Origin of the sequence: Alishewanella sp. d11 (genome assembly GCF_049390205.1) — a bacterium.
In the GTDB taxonomy this organism is placed as follows: domain Bacteria; phylum Pseudomonadota; class Gammaproteobacteria; order Enterobacterales; family Alteromonadaceae; genus Alishewanella.
The window spans coordinates 810,508-831,529 of the sequence record NZ_CP186547.1 but is presented as its reverse complement, the minus strand read 5'-3'; the positions used below and the strand labels follow the sequence as shown (position 1 = coordinate 831,529).

At 46.1% G+C, this 21,022-nt stretch carries 20 protein-coding genes and 1 other RNA gene; 8 read left to right on the top strand and 13 right to left on the bottom strand.

Annotated features, from left to right (window positions below; translation table 11 throughout):
* Positions 1–13: 13 nt before the first annotated feature.
* From ACO1PK_RS03845 to ACO1PK_RS03835, 3 genes are read right to left on the bottom strand one after another with little or no spacing between them, the layout of a single operon-like run.
* Complete coding sequence (locus ACO1PK_RS03845; RefSeq protein ID WP_423187351.1) at positions 14–1,528, bottom strand: FAD-binding domain-containing protein; 1,515 nt, start codon at positions 1,526–1,528, stop codon at positions 14–16.
* A 3-nt stretch (positions 1,529–1,531) separates the two neighbouring features.
* Positions 1,532–2,911 (bottom strand): DASH family cryptochrome, encoded by a 1,380-nt coding sequence (locus ACO1PK_RS03840; RefSeq protein WP_423187350.1) that lies wholly within the window; start codon positions 2,909–2,911, stop codon positions 1,532–1,534.
* Positions 2,908–4,437, bottom strand: coding sequence for a cryptochrome/photolyase family protein (locus ACO1PK_RS03835; RefSeq protein WP_423187349.1), 1,530 nt, complete (start codon positions 4,435–4,437; stop codon positions 2,908–2,910). The genes ACO1PK_RS03840 and ACO1PK_RS03835 overlap by 4 nt, the downstream gene beginning before the upstream one ends.
* Before the next feature lie 125 nt (positions 4,438–4,562).
* Here ACO1PK_RS03835 and ACO1PK_RS03830 point away from each other — a divergent pair, with 125 nt between their 5' ends.
* Positions 4,563–5,228, top strand: coding sequence for a ZrgA family zinc uptake protein (locus ACO1PK_RS03830; RefSeq protein WP_423187348.1), 666 nt, complete (start codon positions 4,563–4,565; stop codon positions 5,226–5,228).
* 60 nt (positions 5,229–5,288) lie between these two features.
* Here ACO1PK_RS03830 and ACO1PK_RS03825 read toward each other — a convergent pair whose 3' ends face one another.
* On the bottom strand, positions 5,289–5,837 hold the full coding sequence (locus ACO1PK_RS03825) for a DUF3299 domain-containing protein (RefSeq protein ID WP_423187347.1): 549 nt from the start codon (positions 5,835–5,837) through the stop codon (positions 5,289–5,291).
* A gap of 75 nt (positions 5,838–5,912) precedes the next feature.
* On the opposite strand from ACO1PK_RS03825, the gene ACO1PK_RS03820 reads away from it, so the two are divergent.
* Genes ACO1PK_RS03820 through ACO1PK_RS03810 form a run of 3 tightly spaced genes read left to right on the top strand, consistent with a single transcriptional unit; the run spans position 5,913 to position 8,390 of the window.
* The gene (locus ACO1PK_RS03820; RefSeq protein WP_423187346.1) at positions 5,913–6,605 is read left to right on the top strand and encodes an ABC transporter ATP-binding protein; all 693 of its coding nucleotides are present in this window, start codon (positions 5,913–5,915) and stop codon (positions 6,603–6,605) included.
* Complete coding sequence (locus ACO1PK_RS03815) at positions 6,599–7,855, top strand: ABC transporter permease (protein ID WP_423187345.1); 1,257 nt, start codon at positions 6,599–6,601, stop codon at positions 7,853–7,855. Before ACO1PK_RS03820 ends, ACO1PK_RS03815 begins: the two co-directional genes overlap by 7 nt.
* 34 nt (positions 7,856–7,889) lie before the next feature.
* Positions 7,890–8,390 (top strand): DUF1543 domain-containing protein, encoded by a 501-nt coding sequence (locus ACO1PK_RS03810; RefSeq protein WP_423187344.1) that lies wholly within the window; start codon positions 7,890–7,892, stop codon positions 8,388–8,390.
* Here the strand turns inward: ACO1PK_RS03810 and ACO1PK_RS03805 are convergent.
* From ACO1PK_RS03805 to smpB, 3 genes are all read right to left on the bottom strand, one after another.
* Positions 8,305–9,366: a metal-dependent hydrolase gene (locus ACO1PK_RS03805; protein WP_423187343.1), complete on the bottom strand. Its 1,062-nt coding sequence runs from the start codon at positions 9,364–9,366 to the stop codon at positions 8,305–8,307. The genes ACO1PK_RS03810 and ACO1PK_RS03805 overlap by 86 nt on opposite strands.
* A gap of 206 nt (positions 9,367–9,572) precedes the next feature.
* Positions 9,573–9,932: a transfer-messenger RNA gene (ssrA, locus tag ACO1PK_RS03800) on the bottom strand.
* A 122-nt stretch (positions 9,933–10,054) separates the two neighbouring features.
* A complete protein-coding gene (gene smpB / locus ACO1PK_RS03795) occupies positions 10,055–10,537 on the bottom strand; it encodes an SsrA-binding protein SmpB (protein WP_423187342.1) in 483 nt (160 codons plus the stop codon).
* A gap of 126 nt (positions 10,538–10,663) precedes the next feature.
* On the opposite strand from smpB, the gene ACO1PK_RS03790 reads away from it, so the two are divergent.
* Entirely contained in the window at positions 10,664–11,095 is a 432-nt protein-coding gene (locus ACO1PK_RS03790; RefSeq protein ID WP_423187341.1) for a type II toxin-antitoxin system RatA family toxin, read from the top strand.
* The gene (locus tag ACO1PK_RS03785) at positions 11,088–11,489 is read left to right on the top strand and encodes an RnfH family protein (protein ID WP_423187340.1); all 402 of its coding nucleotides are present in this window, start codon (positions 11,088–11,090) and stop codon (positions 11,487–11,489) included. The genes ACO1PK_RS03790 and ACO1PK_RS03785 overlap by 8 nt, the downstream gene beginning before the upstream one ends.
* Before the next feature lie 93 nt (positions 11,490–11,582).
* On the opposite strand, the gene ACO1PK_RS03780 is transcribed toward ACO1PK_RS03785, so the two are convergent.
* From ACO1PK_RS03780 to nadK, 3 genes are all read right to left on the bottom strand, one after another.
* Positions 11,583–11,942 (bottom strand): outer membrane protein assembly factor BamE, encoded by a 360-nt coding sequence (locus ACO1PK_RS03780; RefSeq protein WP_423187339.1) that lies wholly within the window; start codon positions 11,940–11,942, stop codon positions 11,583–11,585.
* A 71-nt stretch (positions 11,943–12,013) separates the two neighbouring features.
* Complete coding sequence (recN, locus tag ACO1PK_RS03775) at positions 12,014–13,687, bottom strand: DNA repair protein RecN (protein WP_423187338.1); 1,674 nt, start codon at positions 13,685–13,687, stop codon at positions 12,014–12,016.
* A gap of 81 nt (positions 13,688–13,768) precedes the next feature.
* Positions 13,769–14,650: an NAD(+) kinase gene (nadK, locus tag ACO1PK_RS03770; RefSeq protein ID WP_423187337.1), complete on the bottom strand. Its 882-nt coding sequence runs from the start codon at positions 14,648–14,650 to the stop codon at positions 13,769–13,771.
* A gap of 123 nt (positions 14,651–14,773) precedes the next feature.
* Here nadK and hrcA point away from each other — a divergent pair, with 123 nt between their 5' ends.
* Together hrcA and grpE are read left to right on the top strand one after the other, a co-directional pair.
* Complete coding sequence (gene hrcA, locus ACO1PK_RS03765; protein ID WP_423187336.1) at positions 14,774–15,793, top strand: heat-inducible transcriptional repressor HrcA; 1,020 nt, start codon at positions 14,774–14,776, stop codon at positions 15,791–15,793.
* A 39-nt stretch (positions 15,794–15,832) separates the two neighbouring features.
* Positions 15,833–16,408, top strand: a complete 576-nt coding sequence (gene grpE / locus ACO1PK_RS03760; RefSeq protein ID WP_423187335.1) for a nucleotide exchange factor GrpE — start codon at positions 15,833–15,835, stop codon at positions 16,406–16,408.
* A 108-nt stretch (positions 16,409–16,516) separates the two neighbouring features.
* On the opposite strand, the gene ACO1PK_RS03755 is transcribed toward grpE, so the two are convergent.
* The 3 genes from ACO1PK_RS03755 to ACO1PK_RS03745 all read right to left on the bottom strand — a co-directional run bounded on the left by ACO1PK_RS03755 (position 16,517) and on the right by ACO1PK_RS03745 (position 20,919).
* Complete coding sequence (locus ACO1PK_RS03755) at positions 16,517–17,299, bottom strand: rhamnogalacturonan acetylesterase (RefSeq protein ID WP_423187334.1); 783 nt, start codon at positions 17,297–17,299, stop codon at positions 16,517–16,519.
* Entirely contained in the window at positions 17,299–18,306 is a 1,008-nt protein-coding gene (locus tag ACO1PK_RS03750) for a pectinesterase family protein (RefSeq protein ID WP_423187333.1), read from the bottom strand. The genes ACO1PK_RS03755 and ACO1PK_RS03750 overlap by 1 nt, the downstream gene beginning before the upstream one ends.
* A 138-nt stretch (positions 18,307–18,444) precedes the next feature.
* Positions 18,445–20,919 carry a DUF4861 family protein gene (locus ACO1PK_RS03745; protein WP_423188164.1) on the bottom strand — a complete coding sequence of 825 codons (2,475 nt, stop codon included), beginning with the start codon at positions 20,917–20,919 and terminating at the stop codon, positions 18,445–18,447.
* Positions 20,920–21,022 lie beyond the last annotated feature (103 nt).

The window sequence follows — 21,022 nt, the reverse complement described above, 5'->3', positions numbered from 1 at the left end:
CTTGAGATTACTGTTAACGCTCATCAAATAACGTTAATTGTTGTCTGGAAATAGTTTTGCGCCGCTCTATTGGGCGGTTGCGACTAGCATGTCTTTTCACAATGCGCTTTTTTTCATCACTCCAATGTTGACGATGCTCGCTTAACCAGTTTTTTAGGCGTTGCCGAGCTAAGCGCATAGCGTGTTCGGCTGTAATCACCGGCTGCGGATAATCTCGACCAAGCAGGCAGAGGTATTGCTGTTGTTGTTGCTTGTTAAGTAGCCAAGGTTGGTGTAACCAGCTGGTAGGAATATGCCGTAGCTCCGGCAGCCAAGTCCGGATAAATACTCCGTCAGCATCCTTTTGCAGACTTTGCTTAATTGGGTTGTACATCCGATTGGGATTAATGCCAGTGGTGCCAGCTTGCATTTGAATTTGTGGGTAATGAATACCTGGCTCATAGTCGACAAAGCAGCGGGCTAAATGCAATGCCACAGGGCGCCAATGCAACCATAAGTGATAACAGGCAAAGGCGACTAACATGGCTCTACCGCGAAAATGTAGCCAGCCGGTATGCAGCAAGGAGCGCATAGCGGCATCAATAAATGGGTAGCCTGTATTACCGGTAGCCCAAGCGTGAAAAGCGTCCTTGCAAAATGCAGTTTCACGTAAACCATCAAATCCGCGATGCATATTTCTAAATTCAATTTCTGGCTCATCCTCGAGCTTTTGCATAAAGTGGCAGTGCCAACGCAATCTACTGTAAAACGCGTCTAATCCTTGCTGTTGTCGGCTATTTTCCGTATTTTTTCGCTGTTGCCAACTCAGTTGTTGCAAAGCCCGCATGCTGATCATGCCATAACTGAGATAGGGACTTAACCGAGAACAGCTATTTGCCGCCTTGGCGGCAAAAGAGATCCCTCCGCGATAGCTTTGGGCGCGCTGCTGCAGAAAACTTTGTAAAGTCTCTGCACAATGCTGTGCCTGTTGCGGTTCGATACAAGCGGGTAAATCCTTGGTGCGCATTGGCGAAGGCAAAGGTGCTTGCCAATTACTCGGGCAGATAAAAGGCAGTGAGCTTGGTGTAGGGTAAAGCGCAGCGCTTAACCACGCGTCTGCTTGTTTAAACCAGAGATCACGGTTGGCAAGCGGCCTGAACACAGCAAATTGTTTATATTGATACCAAGGCACACCGCGTTGCTGCCAAAAGCCAGCCACGGCAATATCGCGTTGATAACTCCATAAATTGCCCGTTTCTTCATGGCTATAAACCGCCGTTATAGGAAAATATTGTAATAGCTCATGGAATACACGACTAGCTGGCCCATAAAAAACCAGTAGCGGTTGTCCTAGAGCTGTAAATTGTATCTGCAGCTGCTCTAACGCGGTGCTGATAAAGGCCCAATGTCGCAGCGAGGTATCCGGCTGTTGCCAGTAATCAGGCTCAACAATATATACAGGTAATACCGGCTGCCCATGTTGGGCTGCATGATATAAAGCCGCATGATCGTCCAGACGAAGATCGCGCTTCAGCCAAAGTAAATGCATCTGCTACTTGTCCAACTCAGCCAGCCAGTTTCGATTCAGTGCAGCTAAAATGCTGCCTGCCGCGGGGCGATGTGCCGTTTTACCTTTAGTGCTCAACTCAGGTAGCAGCTGGCGCACAAAACTGGCCTCAGGATCGTAACTAATCGCTTGCTTAATCAGGCTAAAAGGGCGTGCCTCACTATTTCCATAACCGGCAATATAAGCCCAATTCCCCCAATTACTCGCCACATCATAATCCAGTAAACGCTGTTCAAAGTAAGCCGCACCGAGGCGCCAATCTAGCGCCAGATCATGAATAAGGTAACTGGCGACATTTTGCCGTCCACGGTTACTCATCAAGCCAGTTTGATTGAGTAAACGCATATTCGCATCAACAAAGGGCACGCCGGTTTGGCCTTGGCACCATTGCACAAAGCGCTGCAGGTTTTGCTGATTAAGCTTGGGGGGCGTAAAGTGTTTTGTGCCTTTGATACCTTGAGCGCTAAACCAAGCCGCTTGGTATTTTCGGAATTGCCAGCGGAAAAACTCCCGCCACAATAACTCAAACTTTAGCCAGTACGTGGAGTCATTGGCGGCAACTTTTTGCTCGAACGCTTCGATCTGTTGCCAGACACTGCGCGCTGATAAGGTACCTACCGCAAGGGGGGCAGAAAAAAAGCTGGCATAGTTATCGCCAATTAAAGCGTTTCGGGTGTCTTTATAATGCAGGATATGTTGTTTTTGCCAAATAAACTGTTCTAGTCTCTGCCAACTAGCTGTTTCGCTGTGTTTAACCAGATCCAATGCGGCTGTGTTCACACTGTTTTGTTCTGAAAACTCTGCCAGTTGCTGCCAGCTTTGGCTTAAGGTTTCTGCTTGCGTCACACCCAGCCACTGCTGTTTGTTGGTAAGACGAAAATCAGGCGCTGGCGGGCTGACTCTTAGCAAAGGTTCAAGTTGTTTGCGAAAGGTGGTAAAGCGATCAGGAAAAGTGGCTAGAGCAGGTCGTAAAGATGCTGCGAGTAAGCTATTGCAGTCTATCAGTGTGATCTTAAGTGTCTGCGCGAGTTGGCGAAATTGACCGTACTCCTCAGTAGCAGTCGGTTCTGCCGCAATCAACATCCTGGCATTCAGTTGTTGCGCTAGGGTTTGCAGTTCAGAGGTGGTATGGCCAAATAATGTCACTAAGCCAATATTGTGCTGGGCCAGTCGCTGTTTTAGATCGGTAATCAGCGCAGTTTGTTGGCGCAGTCGGGCTAAATTAGCACGAAAAATGCCATACTGTTGGCCAAAAAACGTAGCTTTATTTAAGGCTACCACGGCACAGACATCACCGGTTGCGGCAGTTAACAGTGGGTTATCTTTTAATCGCAAGCATTGATTAAGCAATACCAGTGTCGTCATAACTGCTCCAAGTGAATTAATAGCGCTTGCGCCTTATCACGGATGGCTTGTTGCTGTTCGATGCCTTTGGCAAACCAATTTTTATAAGCTAGCTGTAGACGAGCGTTATGGCCTAGCTTATCGTTATTTCGATCCAGAAAATCCCAGTACAGCGCATTAAAAGGGCAAGCCTTATCACCTAAAGTATCCTTTACTTGGTAATGGCAATTTTTACAGTAATTACTCATGCGGTTGATATAAGCGCCACTGGCGGCATAGGGCTTTGACGCTAACACTCCCCCATCTGCAAACAAGGCCATACCAAGCGTATTAGGCAGTTCAACCCATTCGTAAGCATCGCAATAGATGGCGAGATACCAATCCGTCGTTTCTTGCACGCTTAAGCCAGCTAATAAGGCAAAATTGCCCGTAACCATTAAGCGCTGTATATGATGGGCATAGCTAAATTCTAATGTTTGGCTGATCGCTTGCTGCATACAACGCATCTTGGTTTTAGCATGCCAAAAATAGCTAGGTAGCGGTCTGTGTGCGTCTAAAAAATTGTTTTCTACATACTCAGGCATTTTTAACCAATACAGGCCTCTAACGTATTCACGCCAGCCAATGACTTGGCGAATAAAACCTTCGGCAGCATTTAAACTTACGCGTCCCTCTTTGTAGGCCTGTTCAACTTTCTGGCACATCCAGCGGACATCGAGCAAGCCCGCATTGAGATACATTGAGCAGATACTGTGAAACAAAAAGGGTTGGTTCAATAGCATGGCATCTTGATAGTCGCCAAACTTTGCCAGTTGTTGTTCTACAAAGTGCAAAAAGGCTTTACGCGCCTCCTTACCGGTTACTGCGTATTGAAAATTTTCAGCTGTACCTGGATGATCAGCAAAGTAATTATTGACTAGTGTAATCACCGCTTTGGTCACTTCAGAATGCGCGAACTGTAGTGGCGGGATTTGCTCTATATTAGGTGGGCAGGCTTTGCGATTTTCTTTATCAAAGTTCCATTGCCCGCCTACCGGTTGCTGATTTGCGCCCATCAATAACCCCGTATGACGGCGCATTAAGCGATAAAAATATTCCATCCGCAGTTGTTGGCGATCGCTAGCCCATTGCGCAAACATGGATAAACTACAAACAAAACGATCATCTTCCATGATCGTGACAGGTAACTGACATCGTGCTTGCAGCTGCAATAGCTCTTGTTGTAATCGATATTCTCCGCATTCAGTCACTACTATCTGCTGAATAGGGAATTGCCGAACAGTAGCTTGCACAGCATCACTGATACTTTGGATTGCTGGATCTTGCCCATACTCTAAATACTGAACAGTAAAACCTTGCTGTCGCAATACCTCAGCAAAATGCCGCATTGCGCTAAACAGAAAGATGATTTTATGCTTATGATGTTTTACATAGCTGGCTTCGGTTTTGACCTCGGCTAGCAAAATAATGTCGTCAGGCGTAGCTTGGCGTAAGCTAGCAAGTGCAGGGCTGAGTTGATCGCCCAAGATCACAATTAGTTTTGGCATAAACATCTGCATCGATAAACAATGAAAGACATTACGCTAGCTAAGGCCTTTTCAGATCAGCTAGAGCATTGCGAGCGGTTTAAAATTCAGTATGATGATTAAAACATAATGAGAGGTTTGTTCTAATGCAAAAAAGTCTATCGTTTGCCGCGCTATCCGCGCTGTGGTTAGCCATCAGTTCGCCTGTCACGGTCAATGCGCATACTGCGGATGACCAACGGGCGCATAACCATCAGCATGCACATCAACATGACCAGCATGCAAAGGAAAAGCATGCTGAACATGCTCATAAACATGATAGTCATGATCACAAACATCATCACGATCATAAGCATGGTGATGAATTCACTCAATTAGGTGCGCATGTGCATGGTGCTGCTACCTTAACGCTGGTTCTTGAAGGAAATGAGCTACAGTTAGCTTTACAATCTGCTGCGTATAATATTGTTGGTTTTGAGCATGCACCAAGCACTACCGAGCAAAAACAAGAGATAGCTTTAGCATTAGATAATCTTGCTAAAGGTAATTGGTTTAGCGTTAACCCAGAGGCAAACTGTGAAATTCAAAGTGCTGATGCGTCTACCGACTTGACTGAACCAGGGCATGTTAACCATGGTGATTTTTACGCCAATATTAGTTTGTTATGCCAGCGTCCTGCTCTGATGCAACAACTAGAATTAAGCTTATTTAGCTTAACCCCAGCGCTGGAAAAAATTGATGTACAGTGGGTGTTAAATGGTCAGCAAGGCGCAGCAACCACAACCTTAAGCAATAGCGCAGTACGTTTTTAAACATCACAACGCTTAACACTAAGGCCGTTTAACGGCCTTAGTGCTTGGTGTGTCACTTGCTTATTCCCAGGTGTATTCTTCCACTTTATCCGCCGTCATGCTGTAGGCGGCATTGGCCAGATCGTGTGATATGCTGTCTGTGGTAATAGTGCCAGTAATCCAAAACGGGGAATAAATCATATCCGCTCTGAGATTCGATGCGCCAGTTACATAAATAATCTGGTTTGGTGGCGGTGGCGGTACGTGGATACAGGCGCCAAAGTAGGGGACTAAAAAGAAACTCGTTACATTTTGTTTATCATCAAATTCTAGTGGCACAATAAAACCCGGAATACGGATTTTCTTGTTGTTATACTCTGGCTTGACTTTGGCTGATTGCAATATTTGCTGCCAAATTTGGGCACTCGGATCTTCGCCATTGTAATTATCATCAAAGGGCGAAGGTTGGCTATAATCATGCGCCACTTCAGGCATGGCCAGTAATGCCTTAAGGTCTTCCTCAGGCATTAAATCAGTCCATTCAATGGTTTTAATCTCAGTGGCGTGCAAGCTAAAAGCTAAACATGCGGCCAGCACCCCAGAAAACGCAACAGACAACTTATTGAACATTGGAGCTTCGCCTCTTAATTCTGCATAATAAAGCCAATTTGTTTGGACTATCATAGCATGCACAAGGGAGTACCTGTGACCACCAAGCCGAAAAATCCTGCTATTGAACTCAAAGCTGTTACTTTCTGGTATAGGCCTAATGATTGGCAGTTAACATTGCCGGCACTGCGTTTAGAAAACGGTCAGCACCTATTTATCCGAGGTGCCTCAGGCACAGGTAAAACAACCTTATTAAATTTACTGGCTGGGATCACTCGGCCTAATCAGGGGGAGCTTTGGGTGCAAGGCCAACCCCTGCATCAACTAAGTGCTGCGAAACGCGATAAGTTGCGAGCGGCAGAAATAGGGGTTGTCTTTCAGCAGCTTAACTTAATTCCCTACTTAAGCGTGTTAGACAATGTATTATTGCGAGCCAGTTTTGCTAAAAAGCCAAACTCAGCGCATCTGCAGCGTGCCGCCGCTTTGTTGGAGGCATTGGGTTTAGCCGCATCACTGTGGCAGCAACCGGCCAGTGCACTTAGTGTGGGACAACAGCAACGAGTGGCCATTGCCCGTGCTTTACTTACCGAGCCAGCCTTACTGATTGCTGATGAACCTACTTCGGCATTAGATGCCGATAATCGCGATGCCTTTATGCGGGTTTTGTTAGCCGAAGCGGATAAGTGTGGTACGACGGTGATTTTTGTGAGCCATGATCAGCAGCTAAAATCCTATTTTAACTACGAATTACAGATGGCCAACTTAGTGCAAGGAGTAATGGCATGTTAATGAAATTGGCCCGGCTGAGTTTATGGAATCGAAAAGCCACCGCCTTAATGACACTGCTGTCATTAACGATAAGTTTAGTGTTATTACTGGGGATTGATCATCTCCGTAAAGAAGCGCGCAATAGTTTTACCAATACCGTAGCAGGTACAGATTTAATTGTCGGTGCCCGCTCTGGGCAGTTAAATTTATTACTGTACTCGGTATTTCGCATTGGTAATGCCACCGCTAATGTCAGCTGGCAAACCTATGAGCGGATCGCTAAACACCCCCAAATCGCTTGGACTATTCCGTTATCGCTAGGCGATTCACATCGCGGTTATCGGGTTCTTGGTACCAACCAAAGTTATTTTGAACATTATCGCTATGCCAATCAGCAAAACCTGCAATTTGCTCAAGGCGCTCCTTTTGCTGGTGTTTATGATGCCGTGCTGGGGGCCGAAGTCGCAAAACAACTTGGCTACAGCTTGGGGCAAGAGATTATCTTGGCCCATGGTATAGGTGCTGTTAGTTTTTCAGAACACAAAGATAAACCCTTTACCGTAACGGGTATTTTGGCGCCAACGGGGACACCCGTTGATCAAACGGTGCATGTCAGTTTAGAAGGCATTGAAGCCATCCACATTGACTGGCAGCAAGGCGCGCCTATACCAGGACGTAAGGTGAGTGCTGAGCAAGCGTTGGAAATGGATTTAACCCCAAAAGCCATTACGGCCTTTATGGTCGGGTTGAACTCACGGATGGCCACCTTTGTGGTGCAGCGGCAAATCAATGAGTTTCGTGGCGAGCCGTTGTCCGCAATTTTACCCGGCGTCGCTTTGGCAGAGCTGTGGCAAATGCTCGGAATGGTCGAAAACTTGTTATTGCTGATTACCTTGCTGGTATTAATAGCAGGCTTAGTGGGAATGATGACGACGCTATTAGCCTCTATGCGCGAGCGGCAGCGTGAAGTGGCTATTTTAAGAGCTGTGGGGGCGAGTCCTTGGTACTTATTTTGGTTAATCCAACTGGAAGTGTTGTTGTTAACCCTGCTTTCGATGGTCGCAGCCGCAGTTTTCTTGGTATTGAGCCTGTGGGCGATTCAGGATACCTTGGCCGCAAGCTATGGGCTCTTTATCAGCATCAACCCCTTTAGCCTGCAAACCTTATACTGGGCGGGAGCAATTTTGCTGGCCACGGCGGTGTTGGCGTGTATCCCAGCTTTTGCTGCCTATCGACGCGCCTTAACCGATGGCTTAAGTGTCAGGTTGTAACAGTCGTATTTTACGTCGCTATAACAGGAAGTGTATGAAATTATTTATGGTGTATCTTGGCGGTAGCGCAGCTGGCGCCAATATTGAGTTGCATGATGTGCGTTTCGTAGTTGGAGAAACCATTACGGATACTTACCCACAGCTAAGAGCGCAATGGTTTGGGCAGGTAAAAGGGTTACATTTAGACAGTTATTTAGAACTCAAGGCCATTGATGGCTATCAGCTAAAGTTGGTCACCGAACGGCCAGAGCAACAACACCAGTTGTATTTTGTTAATTTTGGCGGTTACTACCCAGGTAAAATAGCCGAGCAACATGAATTTATGCTCTGTGTGGCAAGTTCAGCAGCAGAGGCAAAAGCGCGTGCGAAAAAGCTACTGCTAACCGATGCCGATAGCCAACATAAAGATGACTTGTTAGAGCTGGATAATTGCCTGCAACTGGATAGCGTTAATGGCTATTACATTGCGCTGGTGCCAGGTGGTGGCAATCAACCGCAGGTACCTGACTGGTCAGGCTATGAGGTAATTGGTTAGGGCCAGTGGCATGCTGGCCGCGCAGTGTGCGCCAAACCCAACCTAAGGTATCGCCTAAATCCAGTGCTCTGGGTAAGCGTTCTGTATGCAACTCAGCCTGCTGGGGGACAATAAAACTAAAGGCATAGTTTTGTTGTTGCCCCATCCGTAGATCCGTGACCACGACTTGCTCTTGTTGTTGGCTAAGTGCATAAAAGCCATGGGTAAAGGCTGCTAAGGTTTGCACATCGGGATGTAACTGGTACTGGCGGTACAATTGCGGATCTAAAGGATAGGCCTGAAAGATTATCTCGGTATTTTTGTCAAAAATAGAGTAAAAGCCTTCGTAATAGGCGGTATCAGTCATCACAAGAACCCGCCATAGCAAGGTATTCATTGCAGTGGGGGTTACTAACACCTGATGATAATCGGTGGCGGCTAATTGTTTTTCCGCATTTTGTATAACATGCTGCTGGGCTGCGACACTCCACAGTAAATAGCAACAAGATAACGTTAAGCCTGCGGTATTAGCCGCAAGCGACCGCCTACCCTTAATAAGCACCCAAACCAGCCCAATCAGCAGTGGCAAAGTATATAAAGGATCAATGATAAACAGGCTGCCAATACCAAAAGGGTAACTACTAAAAGGTTGTAACAGTTGGGTGCCATAAATGGTCATGGTATCCAGTAAGGGATGGGTAAAAAGCACCAGCCAAATGGCTAACAGCCAGCGGGCAAAGTTTGGCATTTCTCGGTGAATTTTACACACCAAGAGTGTGAGAAAAGGCGCCAATAAACTCAGATACAACAAAGAATGAGTAAAGCCGCGATGCTGCACCATATTGCTAAGATCATCACCGTAATCAATAAAGACATCTAAATCAGGTAAGGTCCCTGCGACTGCGCCCCAGAGTGCAGCTTTTCGAACCGAGGTATGCTTTCCCATCACGGCAACCGCGACGGCAGATCCTAGAGCAATTTGTGACAGAGAATCCATGCTAAACCTGCTAATTAACTGTAGTGTATTGACTGATATTGGCCATTCGTCTATCAACGCCCTGTTATACGAAAAAAAAGACCAGCAACAGCAGTATGCAAAGCGTGTTAGACAATGCTTAACTACATAGTTCCATCGCAAAAGGATCATTTAAGTTTTTTATTTTGAAAAACAAAAGGCCAGCATTGCTGCTGGCCTTTGTTATGTGGTGGAGCTGGCGGGAGTTGAACCCGCGTCCGAAAAACCTACGTCGTCGGTACTACATGCTTATCCAGTCGTTTAGTTAACCCTATGAGCGCCGGCTGGCAGGCTATCGTCGGGCGAGTCCGATTGGTTTTAGCATCTTGGCTCCGGACAAAGCCGCCATGCGATCCTGTTAGGGGTGATCTTCCAGGGTCTCAGCTTACAGGCATGCGTGAGGGGAAGAGCTATCTACTGCTTATTAGGCAGCGATTGCGTAGTTTTCGTCGTTTGCGACTATTAGTTTGCGGCTTTTTTACGAGGCCTACCGCACCTCGGCATGCACCTAAGATTTCGTGAATCCCGTCGAATCCAGAATCAGCCCCGAATTCTGAGGTAAATCACTTACACCTTGAGTGAAACCGTATTGTACGCTGCCAGTAAGCAAATAGCCAGTGGCTTTCAACTGGCTGCATAAACAATGTGCAAGTGTCTGTCGATAGCAATATTAGCGTTTGGAGTGTTTCATCATGCGCTCTTTCTCGCGTGACCAATCGCGATCTTTAATATCGTCACGCTTATCAAAGCTCTTTTTACCTTTTGCCAGATGAAATTCCAGTTTTACCCAGCAGGCTTTCCAATACATAGCTGTTGCAATTAAGGTGTAACCGTCACGTTCTTTGGCGCCAATCAGTTTGTCTAATTCGCGTTTGTGCAATAGTAGCTTACGGCTGCGTTCTGGATCGCAAATCACGTGGGTCGACGCGCTGTTTAACGGTTGAATTTGCGCACCAAACAGATAGGCTTGGCCATCGTTAATCACGACATAGGAATCGGATAGATTCACTTTGCCCAAGCGAATACTTTTCACTTCCCAGCCTTGAAGACTGATACCTGCTTCAAAGCGATCTTCCAGAAAATATTCATGACGGGCTTTTCTGTTTAAAGCAATGGTGCTGTTTTGCTTTTTGTTCGTTTGTTTTTTACTCATAATTCACTTTTTTAAAAGCTGACAAGCGAGCTTAATCTATCGGTATGCGTTAGCTGCGGCACTGTGCAACTTTGTTGCTCCGTGTTCTTCTGTTACAATCTGCAGCCTGATGTAAGGGGAGTGAGTATGCCACAAATTGAGCGCAGTGCCTTGGTTTTTTACAGCGCGCAACAGATGTTTGACCTCGTAAACGGTGTGCCAGACTATCCGCAATTTTTGCCAGGTTGTACGGCTGCAACAATTGTTAGCCATTCTGCGCAAGAAATGGTGGCAAAGTTGCACGTTTCCAAGGCAGGTATTGGCCAATCTTTTACCACGCGTAACTTTTTAGTGCCTTATCAACGGATTGATATGCAGCTTATTGATGGGCCTTTTAAGTATTTGCGTGGTGGTTGGCAGTTTCGGCCGTTAAATGAACAAGCGTGTAAAGTCATTTTGCAGTTAGAGTTTGAATTTTCGAATCGTATAGTGCAGTTTGCGTTTGGCAAAATCTTTCAAGAGCTTACTGCGGCGATGGTGAATGCATTTACTGAAAGGGCAAAACAGGTTTATGGTTAATAGCAGTGCCGGTGAGGCGGTTAATGACAAAATTACGGTTGAGGTGGCTTACGCCTTGCCAGAGCGCCAAGCATTGCTAACCTTGTCAGTGAGCCGTACCGCAAGTGTCGAGCAAGTTATCCGGCAGTCTGGAATTTTGCAGCAGTTTCCTACTATTGATTTAGCCAATCAAAAAGTTGGGATCTGGAGTCGTCCGGTGAAACTAGGTGACAGCCTCAAAGAGGGGGATCGGATTGAGATTTATCGGCCTTTAATTGCTGATCCTAAAGATTTACGCCGTCGTCGTGCCGAAAAAGCCAAGGAAGAGGGTAGAGCAGATAAAACAACGGGTGGCAGGCCTAATGAGCTAAGGGCGACGCATGATGCTACAACAGAAGACAAATTAACTGATTAGTTAGATTACAGTACGGAAAAGTGTCTAACTTTAATGTTTCTGTCTAGCGCCAATGAAACTTGACGCTAGACAGACGAATCGATAATGCTGAGCTTAGATATCTAAAGGCTTATCAAAATCGGCGCTTTTCGCAAAATCACCACTAATATCGCTTAAACGACCATCTTGAAATTGCACCACTAAGCGTTTCTCAAAATCATTGCCACGGCCACTTTTTAAGGCATAAAAATAATGCCATGTATCGTTATCAAATGGATTTGCGGCCACAGGATTACCCAACACAAAAATCACTTGCTCTTTGGTCATGGCAATACGCAGTTTATCGACATCTTTTTGTTCTAAAAAGTTACCTTGTGGTATATCGATGCGGTAAACCCAGTTACTACAAGCGCTCATTGAGCCAAGTACGACGATAAAAATTAAACTCTTTATTACTGCTTTCATAGATGTCATCAAGTTAAGTATCAATGCTTATGTGAATAGTGCCATCATACCCTATGATCGCCCTCCTGAAAAACCTTGTTTCAGACTATAGGTGAACATAAAAGTTCCCGCGCATTAGCCAAGGCGTTAGCACTGATATTTTCACCCGCTAATAACCGGGCGATTTCTTGAATACGCTCTTCATCTTGCAGTTGTCGCATACGGGTTTCGGTCGCTTGTCCATCGGTATATTTTTCTACAAATAATTGTTGATGACCTTGGCTGGCAACCTGTGGTAAATGCGTGACACAGATTATTTGTGTACTTTGGCCAAGTTGCCGTAATAAACGACCAACACCTGCAGCAACAGGCCCACTGATGCCAACGTCTACTTCATCAAAAATGAGGGTAGGCGTGGTGATTTTATCCGCTAAGATCACTTGAATGGCTAAACTGATGCGAGATAACTCGCCACCTGAAGCCACTTTACTTAAGGCTTGCAGCGGTTGGCCAGGATTGGTCGACACCTCGAAACTCACTAGATCGAGACCATGTGCATTAGCAAACGCCAGTGCTTGGCTTTGCACATTAATGGCAAAACGGGCATTGGCCATGCTCAGCTCATGCATATTATGTGCAATGAGCGAACTTAACTCGATAGCGGCTTCTTTTCTGGCATCTGTAAGCTTAGTTGCGGCGATTTGATAAGCTTTTTCTGCTTGCGTGATAGCAAGTTGCAGTTCGTTTAACCGACTATCTGAATCCGTTAGCTGCGCCAATTGTTGGGCTAACTGTGCATGCAGATTAGGTAATTCTTCAAAGCTAACTTGATGTTTACGCGCTAAGTTTAACCATAACCCAAGCCGTTCATCGATCCATTGCAAGCGTTCAGGGTCTAGTTCAACTTTATCGGCATAACGGCGTAACTCACGGCTGGCTTCTTCGGTTTGCATTAAGGCGTCATTGAGCATTTGCTGCACCTCTTTTAGTGCAGGATCTAAACAGACTAATTGTTCTAATTGCTGGCTAACCTGGGATAACGCTCGGTAAATAGTATGATCATCGCCATCATAGAGTTGTAGCAGGCAGGCTTGACTTTGCGTCAGTAGGGTATTGCCATGACTTAATCGACTATGCTCGATTTCCAGTTGTTGGAATTCGTCGACTTGCGGCGCAAACTGATCTAACTCGGCGACTTGATATTCTAAAAGCTGACGTTGTGCATCACGTTGCTGTTGCGATTGTTGCAGCTCTAGATATTCCTTTTGCAGCTGCTGCCAGTAGCGATAACTTTGTTTTGTTTGCTGCAGTAATTCGGGTTGTGCAGTGTAGGCGTCCAGAAGCTGCCGTTGATACTCCGCTTTTTGTAATAATTGGTGGGCATGCTGGCCATGGATAGCTAAAAGATACTGCCCGAGTTGTTTCAGTTGCTGCGCGGGTACCTGTACACCATTTATATAACCACGGGAACGTCCCTCGGCGCTAACTACTCTTCTGACAATACATTCATTGCCCATCAGTAAGTCTTGCTGTTGCAGCCAGTCTTTTGCAGTAGCCAGTTTACTTATGTCAAAGGTGGCGACCACATCGGCTTTTTCTGCTCCAGGTCTGACGACATTGGCGTCTGCTCGCTCACCCAAGCACAGGGCCAGGGCATCGATAGCGATGGATTTACCGGCACCTGTTTCACCGGTAATAGTCGACATGCCGGCAGCCCAATCAATTTCTAGCGCCCGCACTATGGCAAAATTACTGATATGAAGATGACTCAGCATACACCTGCTCCGAATACTGGTTATAGTTACAGTGTAAATTTATACAGTAATTAGGGCTTTTGCAAGCAGGCTTGAAAAAAATTAGTACAACTTACTGCCCCAACCTAATTTATTCCGTAAGACATGGTAATAGCTATAGCCTGGCGGGTGCACCAGTCGCAATGGATTGGGGTGTTTACGAATATAAATATCATCGCCAGGCATAACCGCGAGGATCACATGGCTGTCACAGCTGATCTGCAAATGGGCATCGTTGGTATCTGCCACCTTTAAGCGGATTTCGCTATTGCCTGACACGACCAGCGGCCTGCTGCTGAGGGTATGTGGAAACATCGGCACCAAACTCATGGCATCTAAGTCTGGTGTCAGAATAGGGCCTCCGCCGGATAAGGAATAGGCGGTGGAGCCGGTTGGCGTACTGATAATTAACCCATCAGAGCGTTGACTGTACACAAATTCGTTATTGATATAGGCTTCGAACTCAATCATATGCGCCACTTTATCGGCATGCAATACCGCTTCATTTACCGCACTATTGCTGCTTTTGATGCTGCCATGTCGATGCACGGAAATCTCTAATAAATTACGTTTTTCCGTAACAAAGTTACCTGCCAAAACGTCTTTTAACGGTTGTTGAAAGTTTTCGGGGGCTAAGTCGGTTAAAAAGCCTAAATTGCCGCGGTTTACGCCAAGCACTGCCACATCAAAACGCGCTAACACTCGAGCTGCCCCTAGCATATTGCCATCACCACCCACCACGATCGCCAGATCGCAGGTTTTACCAAGCTCGACTAAGTCCATAACTTCAGCACCGGCGAGCGCTAAGCTCTGCGCTACCCGCTCCTCAACATAGACGCTTAAACCGAGTTGTTGCAAAAAGTGATATAAGCTTGCTAATGTTTGATTCGCGCCAGCATGATGAGGTTTACCAATAAGACCAATTTTGTTAAATGCATAGCTCATAGTTAGCGTGTTCCTTTTGTCGTCTTGCGCAGTATAGGGCAGCGAGCCTAACTATAAAATGCCTACTTGAATTAATTAGAATAAGCCCCATCTCTGAATAGACTAACTTTTTGAGAAAATTTGATGGTAGAGGCACTTAGCAGGACAGAGTTAATTTTAAAACTGATTGTCGAACAGTATCTGTTAGATGGTCAGCCTGTCTCTTCAAAACTGATTTCAGAGCATCACGCACTGGCTGTCAGTTCAGCTACTGTCCGAAATACCATGGTGCAGTTAGAACAAATGGGCTTGATTCGCTCGCCGCATACTTCCGCCGGCAGAATCCCGACTACAGCCGGTATTCGTTTATTTATCGATAAAATGCTGCAATTAGATCCGCTGACAGAAAAGTGGCAACGTGAGTTAAATACGCGCTTGGTGCCGACCTTGCCCATTTCATTGTTATGCCAACAGGCGGGGCAGTTATTAGCCAATTTAACCGGGTGTGTCGCCATCGTCAGCGCGCCGAAAGCGGCGGGTAGGGAAGTGCGGCAAATCGATTTAGTGCGTTTGGCTAGTGACCGCTTACTGCTGGTTGTGATTGATGAAGACGGTGATATTTTGCATCGGGTGCTAAGTTGTGAACAAAGCATTGATACCGCAACACTAAGTAAAGTACTGTGTTTACTTAATGCCGCTTTAGCGGGTGATCAGTGGCAAGATGGCATTGCCCGTTTAGGCAATATGTTGAAAACGGAAACGGGTTTAAGCCAGATGCTCATCAGTAAAGTACTCGGCCAACTTAACTTAGACGAGTTTTTACAACATCAGCCGCTGATTTTCGGACAGCACCAATTATTACTGACGCCAGATTACCAAACTAATCCAGCCTTACAGCAAGTGGTACAAATGCTGGAGCACCCAGCCGGGTTAATCCAGTTGCTGCAAGCCGTTACTCAGGATGATAAACCCAAGCTGATTTTGGGCAAAGAGTCGGGTTTTGTGGAGTTAGCACAATTAAGTGTAATTGCCCAAAGTTATCAACTTTTGCCGCACCGTTTTATTGCTTTACTGGGGCCGCGGCGGATGAATTACGCTCAATTAATCCCTTTGGTTGAATCCTGTGCGGCTAAGTTAAATTTAAACTTGAATCGAAAAAATTGATCCCCATAATACCCCTACATTAATTGGAGTATTGTAACAATGACTGAGCAAAATAAGCCTTCTGAACCTGTAGAGGAACTCAATGCAGCCGCCGGCGACACCAATGCCGATACAGTAGAGCTGTCTTCTGAGCAAAGTATCATTGCTAAATTGGAAGAAGAATTGGCAAAAAGCCAAGGCCAGCTGGCTGATCAACACGAATTAATGTTGCGCATAAAGGCGGATGCGGAAAACGCCCGTCGTCGTGCCAGCATGGATGTGGAAAAGGCCCATAAATTTGCACTGGAAAAGTTTGCCGGTGACTTATTGCCTGTGGTCGATAACCTAGAGCGCGCTTTATCCTTTATCAACCGTGAAGATGAAGCCTTTAAAGGGGTTATCGAAGGGGTTGAGCTCACCATGAAGAGCTTTTTAGATACTGTCGCCAAGTACGGTGTGGTGCAAATTGATCCGGCGGGTCAACCGTTTAATCCAGAGCAACACCAGGCTATGAGTATCCAGCCATCGGCAGATGTGCCGCCGAATACCGTGACCTTTGTGATGCAAAAAGGTTATGAATTAAATGGTCGTTTGCTGCGTCCTGCGATGGTGGGTGTGTCAAAAGCGCCTGAATAACCTGCTTATTGTGGCAAAGGTTGTCTTAACAAAAAACCGACGTTAACGTCGGTTTTTTTATGCTTGCTGGCCACCTTCTGCAGAAGTCAGTTAGCGCTAGCCTTTTTATCAAAGCAACTCCTGATAAATATAAGCGGCCAGCGGGTGTTGTTGTGCTTTAAGATCGCGCACGAAGAATTGGGCTATTTTGCTGGCACCTTGCAGGGTTAGATGGGTGTTATCGATTTTACCCTCAGGAAACTTCGCATACAGTCCTGCTGGCACTTGGATAAAATAAGGCTGGCTGGCTATAGGACCTTGTTGCTCAATAAACTCACAGCTGAGTTGCTGTAAATCAAAAAATGCGACCTCGGCTTTTTTAGCCACTTGCGCAGCTGCACGTGCATAAGCGGCGAGATCACGCTTGAGCGTGCCGTCGTCGTTAAAGTTGCGGCGACAAATTGAACTCGCGAGCAAGGGAATGGCTTGACGTGCCTGAATGTCTTGGATGAAGCGATGCAGAAAAGCCTGATAGTCACCTTCTGCGGCGGCATAACGCAGCGGATCATCCTGTTTCTGATCGTTGTGGCCAAACTGGATCAACACATAATCTCCAGCGCGAAGTTCACTCAGTAACAATTGCCAGCGTCCTTCAGTTAAAAAACGCCGTGTGCTGCGGCCATTTGCGGCATGATTGACAATCGTCAATTGCGGTAACATAAAATGCGGTAACAGTTGTCCCCAGCCCCTTTCTGGATAGGCTAATTCAGCTTTGTCAGACATGGTGGAGTCACCGACGAGGTGTAAGCGTGCTTTAGGCAAATTCGATGATATAGCCTGTTCTGCTTTAAGCGCAGTCGTCAACAGCAAGACACTCAGCATAGCGATAAAACATATCTTTAGTTTAAACATCACTTTTGCTCCAATAATAGGTAGAGTTGTGCCAGCTCCGCTTCGGGATCCCAGCGACCGGCAAAGGTCCATTGCGCGGTAATATGCTCGGCGCTTAGGGCCTGTGGGTGTTTCGCTAAGTTGCTGGCAAGCCAAGGATAAATACTATTATTACTATCTTGATGACTGAAGTAATAGCGGTCACCCCATAAATTGGCTTGGTTGCGTTCGGGCTCTGTAGGGTAGGTATGCCGAAAGATGGGGGTGTCTGCCATATTGCGACTGTACGTATTATCAATCAGGTAAAATTGCGCATCATAATGGCGTCTACCCAACATAAAACCGGGAACGCCATCAAAGTGTGAGTTACGCACCACCATTTTTTGCGATTCAGCCCTTTCGCCATCGTGCCAGAGCGTGGCATAGGCTTTTTTATTCATAAAGGTGCTATCGGTAAAGAAGGCCCAACCGCGCGGACACACCATGTCAGTATGACCTTCAAAATAGCAGTTACGATGATAATACATACCATCATCTTTATTCCAAAGGCTCAACGTATCAGCGCCGCCCGCAATCACGGCACAGTCGTCTGTGATAATCCGAGTGGCCGTTTCAAAACCGCGGATAGCAAATTGATGTTCATTATCGCCGGTGAGTTCGCCATAGCTGTTATGTACGGTGAGGCTGAGTAGGGCAATATCGCTGGCGCGGATATTTACTACCGCGCTACCCCAATCATTGGGATGGTGTTTTAACCAGTTCTGACGCAATTCTGCGATCATGATGATAGTTTGGTCGCGGCCACTACCGATCAGCGCAACCTTATTGCGGCTAAGATAGAGCTTTTCTTGGTATAGGCCTGGTGCAATGCTAATAATGGCTTGTTGATTATTGTCTGGTAAGCTGTTTAAAGCGGCTTGGATACTGCGAAAATCAGCGGGGCCTTCTAGAGCAACGCTTAAACGAATGACGTCTTTAGCATAGAGTGGCATGGCAAAGCACAGCAACAAAAATAGAGAGCGAAGCATAAGTTATCCAAAGTATGAGTAAGTCATACACGAGTAATAAAATTCAAGCTGGAGTTAAAAAAAGAGCCGACGATTGTCGGCTCAAACTACTGGAGAGGTTAGAACCTCCCATCCCCAGGGACAGTAACCCTGACTGCTTTAGGGTGTTTGATAGCCGAGTAAGATCGCAACCTGGACTGCTGCCATAATAAAAGGTCCGTTGGCTTTGGCATCATTACGAAACAGTGGCTCACTCATGTAATAGCGGTAGCTACCGTCGCGACCAAAGCCTAAACCTGCAACCTGTACGGTATTGATCAAGCTAATGGTATTGTCTGGGTGTACTAAGACAAACTCTTTTAATAACCCATTAAATGCCTTAATTGCGGTCTCCTTGTAGCTTGGCGGTAAGTAACCTTTGTTCACCGCTTTCGCTAAGAAATAAGCATACATCGCCGTGCCAGAAGACTCTAAATAATTGCCTGGCGCCTCGGGCATATCTAAAATTTGATACCAAGTACCACTCGCATCTTGGTAGCGCTGCAGGGCATCGGCTAACTCTGTAATCATTTCGAGTAAAGGTTGACGCAGCTCAGTTTGCTCTGCGGGGATATAATCCAGTACATCCACCAAAGCCATACTTAACCAGCCTTGACCTCGGCTCCAAAAATGCGGTGATAAGCCCGTTTCTTTGTCAGCCCAATTCATTTGTTTAGACTCATCCCAGGCATGAAAATAAAGCCCTGTTTTGGGATCTCTTAAGATCTGTCTGGTCAATTTAAATTCTTTTAATACCTCAGGTAATCCCGCGCCATTTTCAAACTCTGTGGTATAGAAAGCATAAAACGGCATGCCCATATAAACCCCATCTAACCATAATTGGTGCGGATAGATTTTCTTATGCCAGAACGCGCCGCCAGCAGTGCGGGGATGCTCGGTAATTTGCTGTCTTAGCAAGGCGAGTGCTTTGCGTGCTGGCTCAGTCGGATTACGTAAATAATCACGCAACAACATATTGCCGGTATTCAGGCTATCAATATTATATTTTTTAATATCGTAGGTATGAATATCTCCGTCTGTAGTAACAAAAGAATTCACTACCTCGCTAATTACTTGTTGCCAAGCTGGGTTAGGTCTAAGTTGTAATAAGTCATCATAAGCTTGTAACAGTAACCCAGTGGTGTACTCAAAGGTTGCCGGTCTACTACGTTCATAATCCCAACCACCATAAACGTAATAAGGGGTTTGACGAATCATTTCACTGGCAGCCAGTTGTTCTGCCCAATACAACGCCCGCTCGGCGGTTAAAGGCTCTGCTAATGCACTTGCCGTTGCTGCAGTGTCAAAGCGCATTCTCGGGGTTAAGGTTAAGGCTTCTACTTGCTGTTCTAAATAGGCGACAAAGTCAGCCTGGGTTTGAATACCGTCTTTTTCACCATCCCAAGCAGCTAAGAAATAGTATTCCAAGGCTTTGCCAGCAGGGCGTAACACGGCAACTTGACTGTTTTCATCTGCGGTAACTTGCTGTAAAGCATTACGTTTAAAGATCACTGCCATACCTAAATTGCTGTCTGGCGAGGATAAGCTTTGTTTGCCCCAGCTAGCAATGTAGGTCCAAGCATGTCCAGTGATATCAATATTACCTTGAATGAGCGTGGTATCGGGATGTTTAACAAAGCCAATCGCCAAGTTATCCAGTTCATCAGACAAAGTTAGGCGAGTATTCACCAAGCGGCTGGCTGCCGTCATCGACAAGTCTGCTTGCAGGGTTAAGGTTTTACCGGCAATTTGCCAGTCTTGATAGGTTATTTGCAAGGCTGAATACAGTGGGCCATTATTGGTTACTGTGGCGGTGTGTTGCGCTAATTGCGATACCAGTTGGACTTGCTGGCCATCCCAGTAACCGTAGCCTCCTGCACCCAGCGATCGGCCCACTTTTAAAATATCCATGCCCCAGTCGGCCATGGCATGGTAAGACTGATAACCGTCTTGCCCTATTTGTTGCAAAACCATATCAGGGGTTTTCTTACCAAAAATATCAAAGCCATTGCGCCAATCAAGATAAATTCGATAACCCACTTTATCCGATTCGATACCTGGACCCTCATAGCGGATCCATTCTGAATGATCGGTATACTGTGCAGGCGGGGTTAAGGTTTTGACATTTTGAAAAGTCCCACCAACATATTTGGCTTCTTGCCACTCACCGCCGACTTTATGCGAGATTTCCGCTTGCGTTCTTACTGGCCAGCTTTGCTGAGCAAAAGCCGCTGCATCAGCAGCGATATTGAGCTTTACTCGCTGTGTAGCCGCTAAGTCTAGACTGACCAATAACGTATCTTTATCACCATCGCCGTTACGATCAATATGCTGAGAAGGCACAAGGCTGTTATTAATGCGGGCGACGAGGTTTTGCGCTTGCGCAGCGGTTAACCCTAAATCATGGTAGCTGAAAAAAAGGGGTTGTTGCGTTCGAGCAAACTCAGACGGGTTGCTTACTTCAATAGTGGCAATCTGAGTGATCTTAGTTTGGTAGGAATCCGTTTGGTTGCTAGCCTCAGGCGGCTGCGGCTGGCCACATGCTAACAACACACTGCTCAGCGTAATAATGGGAAGAGTTTGAGAAATACGCATATTCACAATAATAACCCTGTTAAGAATCTTGCTATCCTAGCTTGAATAAAGTGCCATCCTCGGCACTTTGTGTTCTTGTCATCAGCACATGACAGATAAAAAA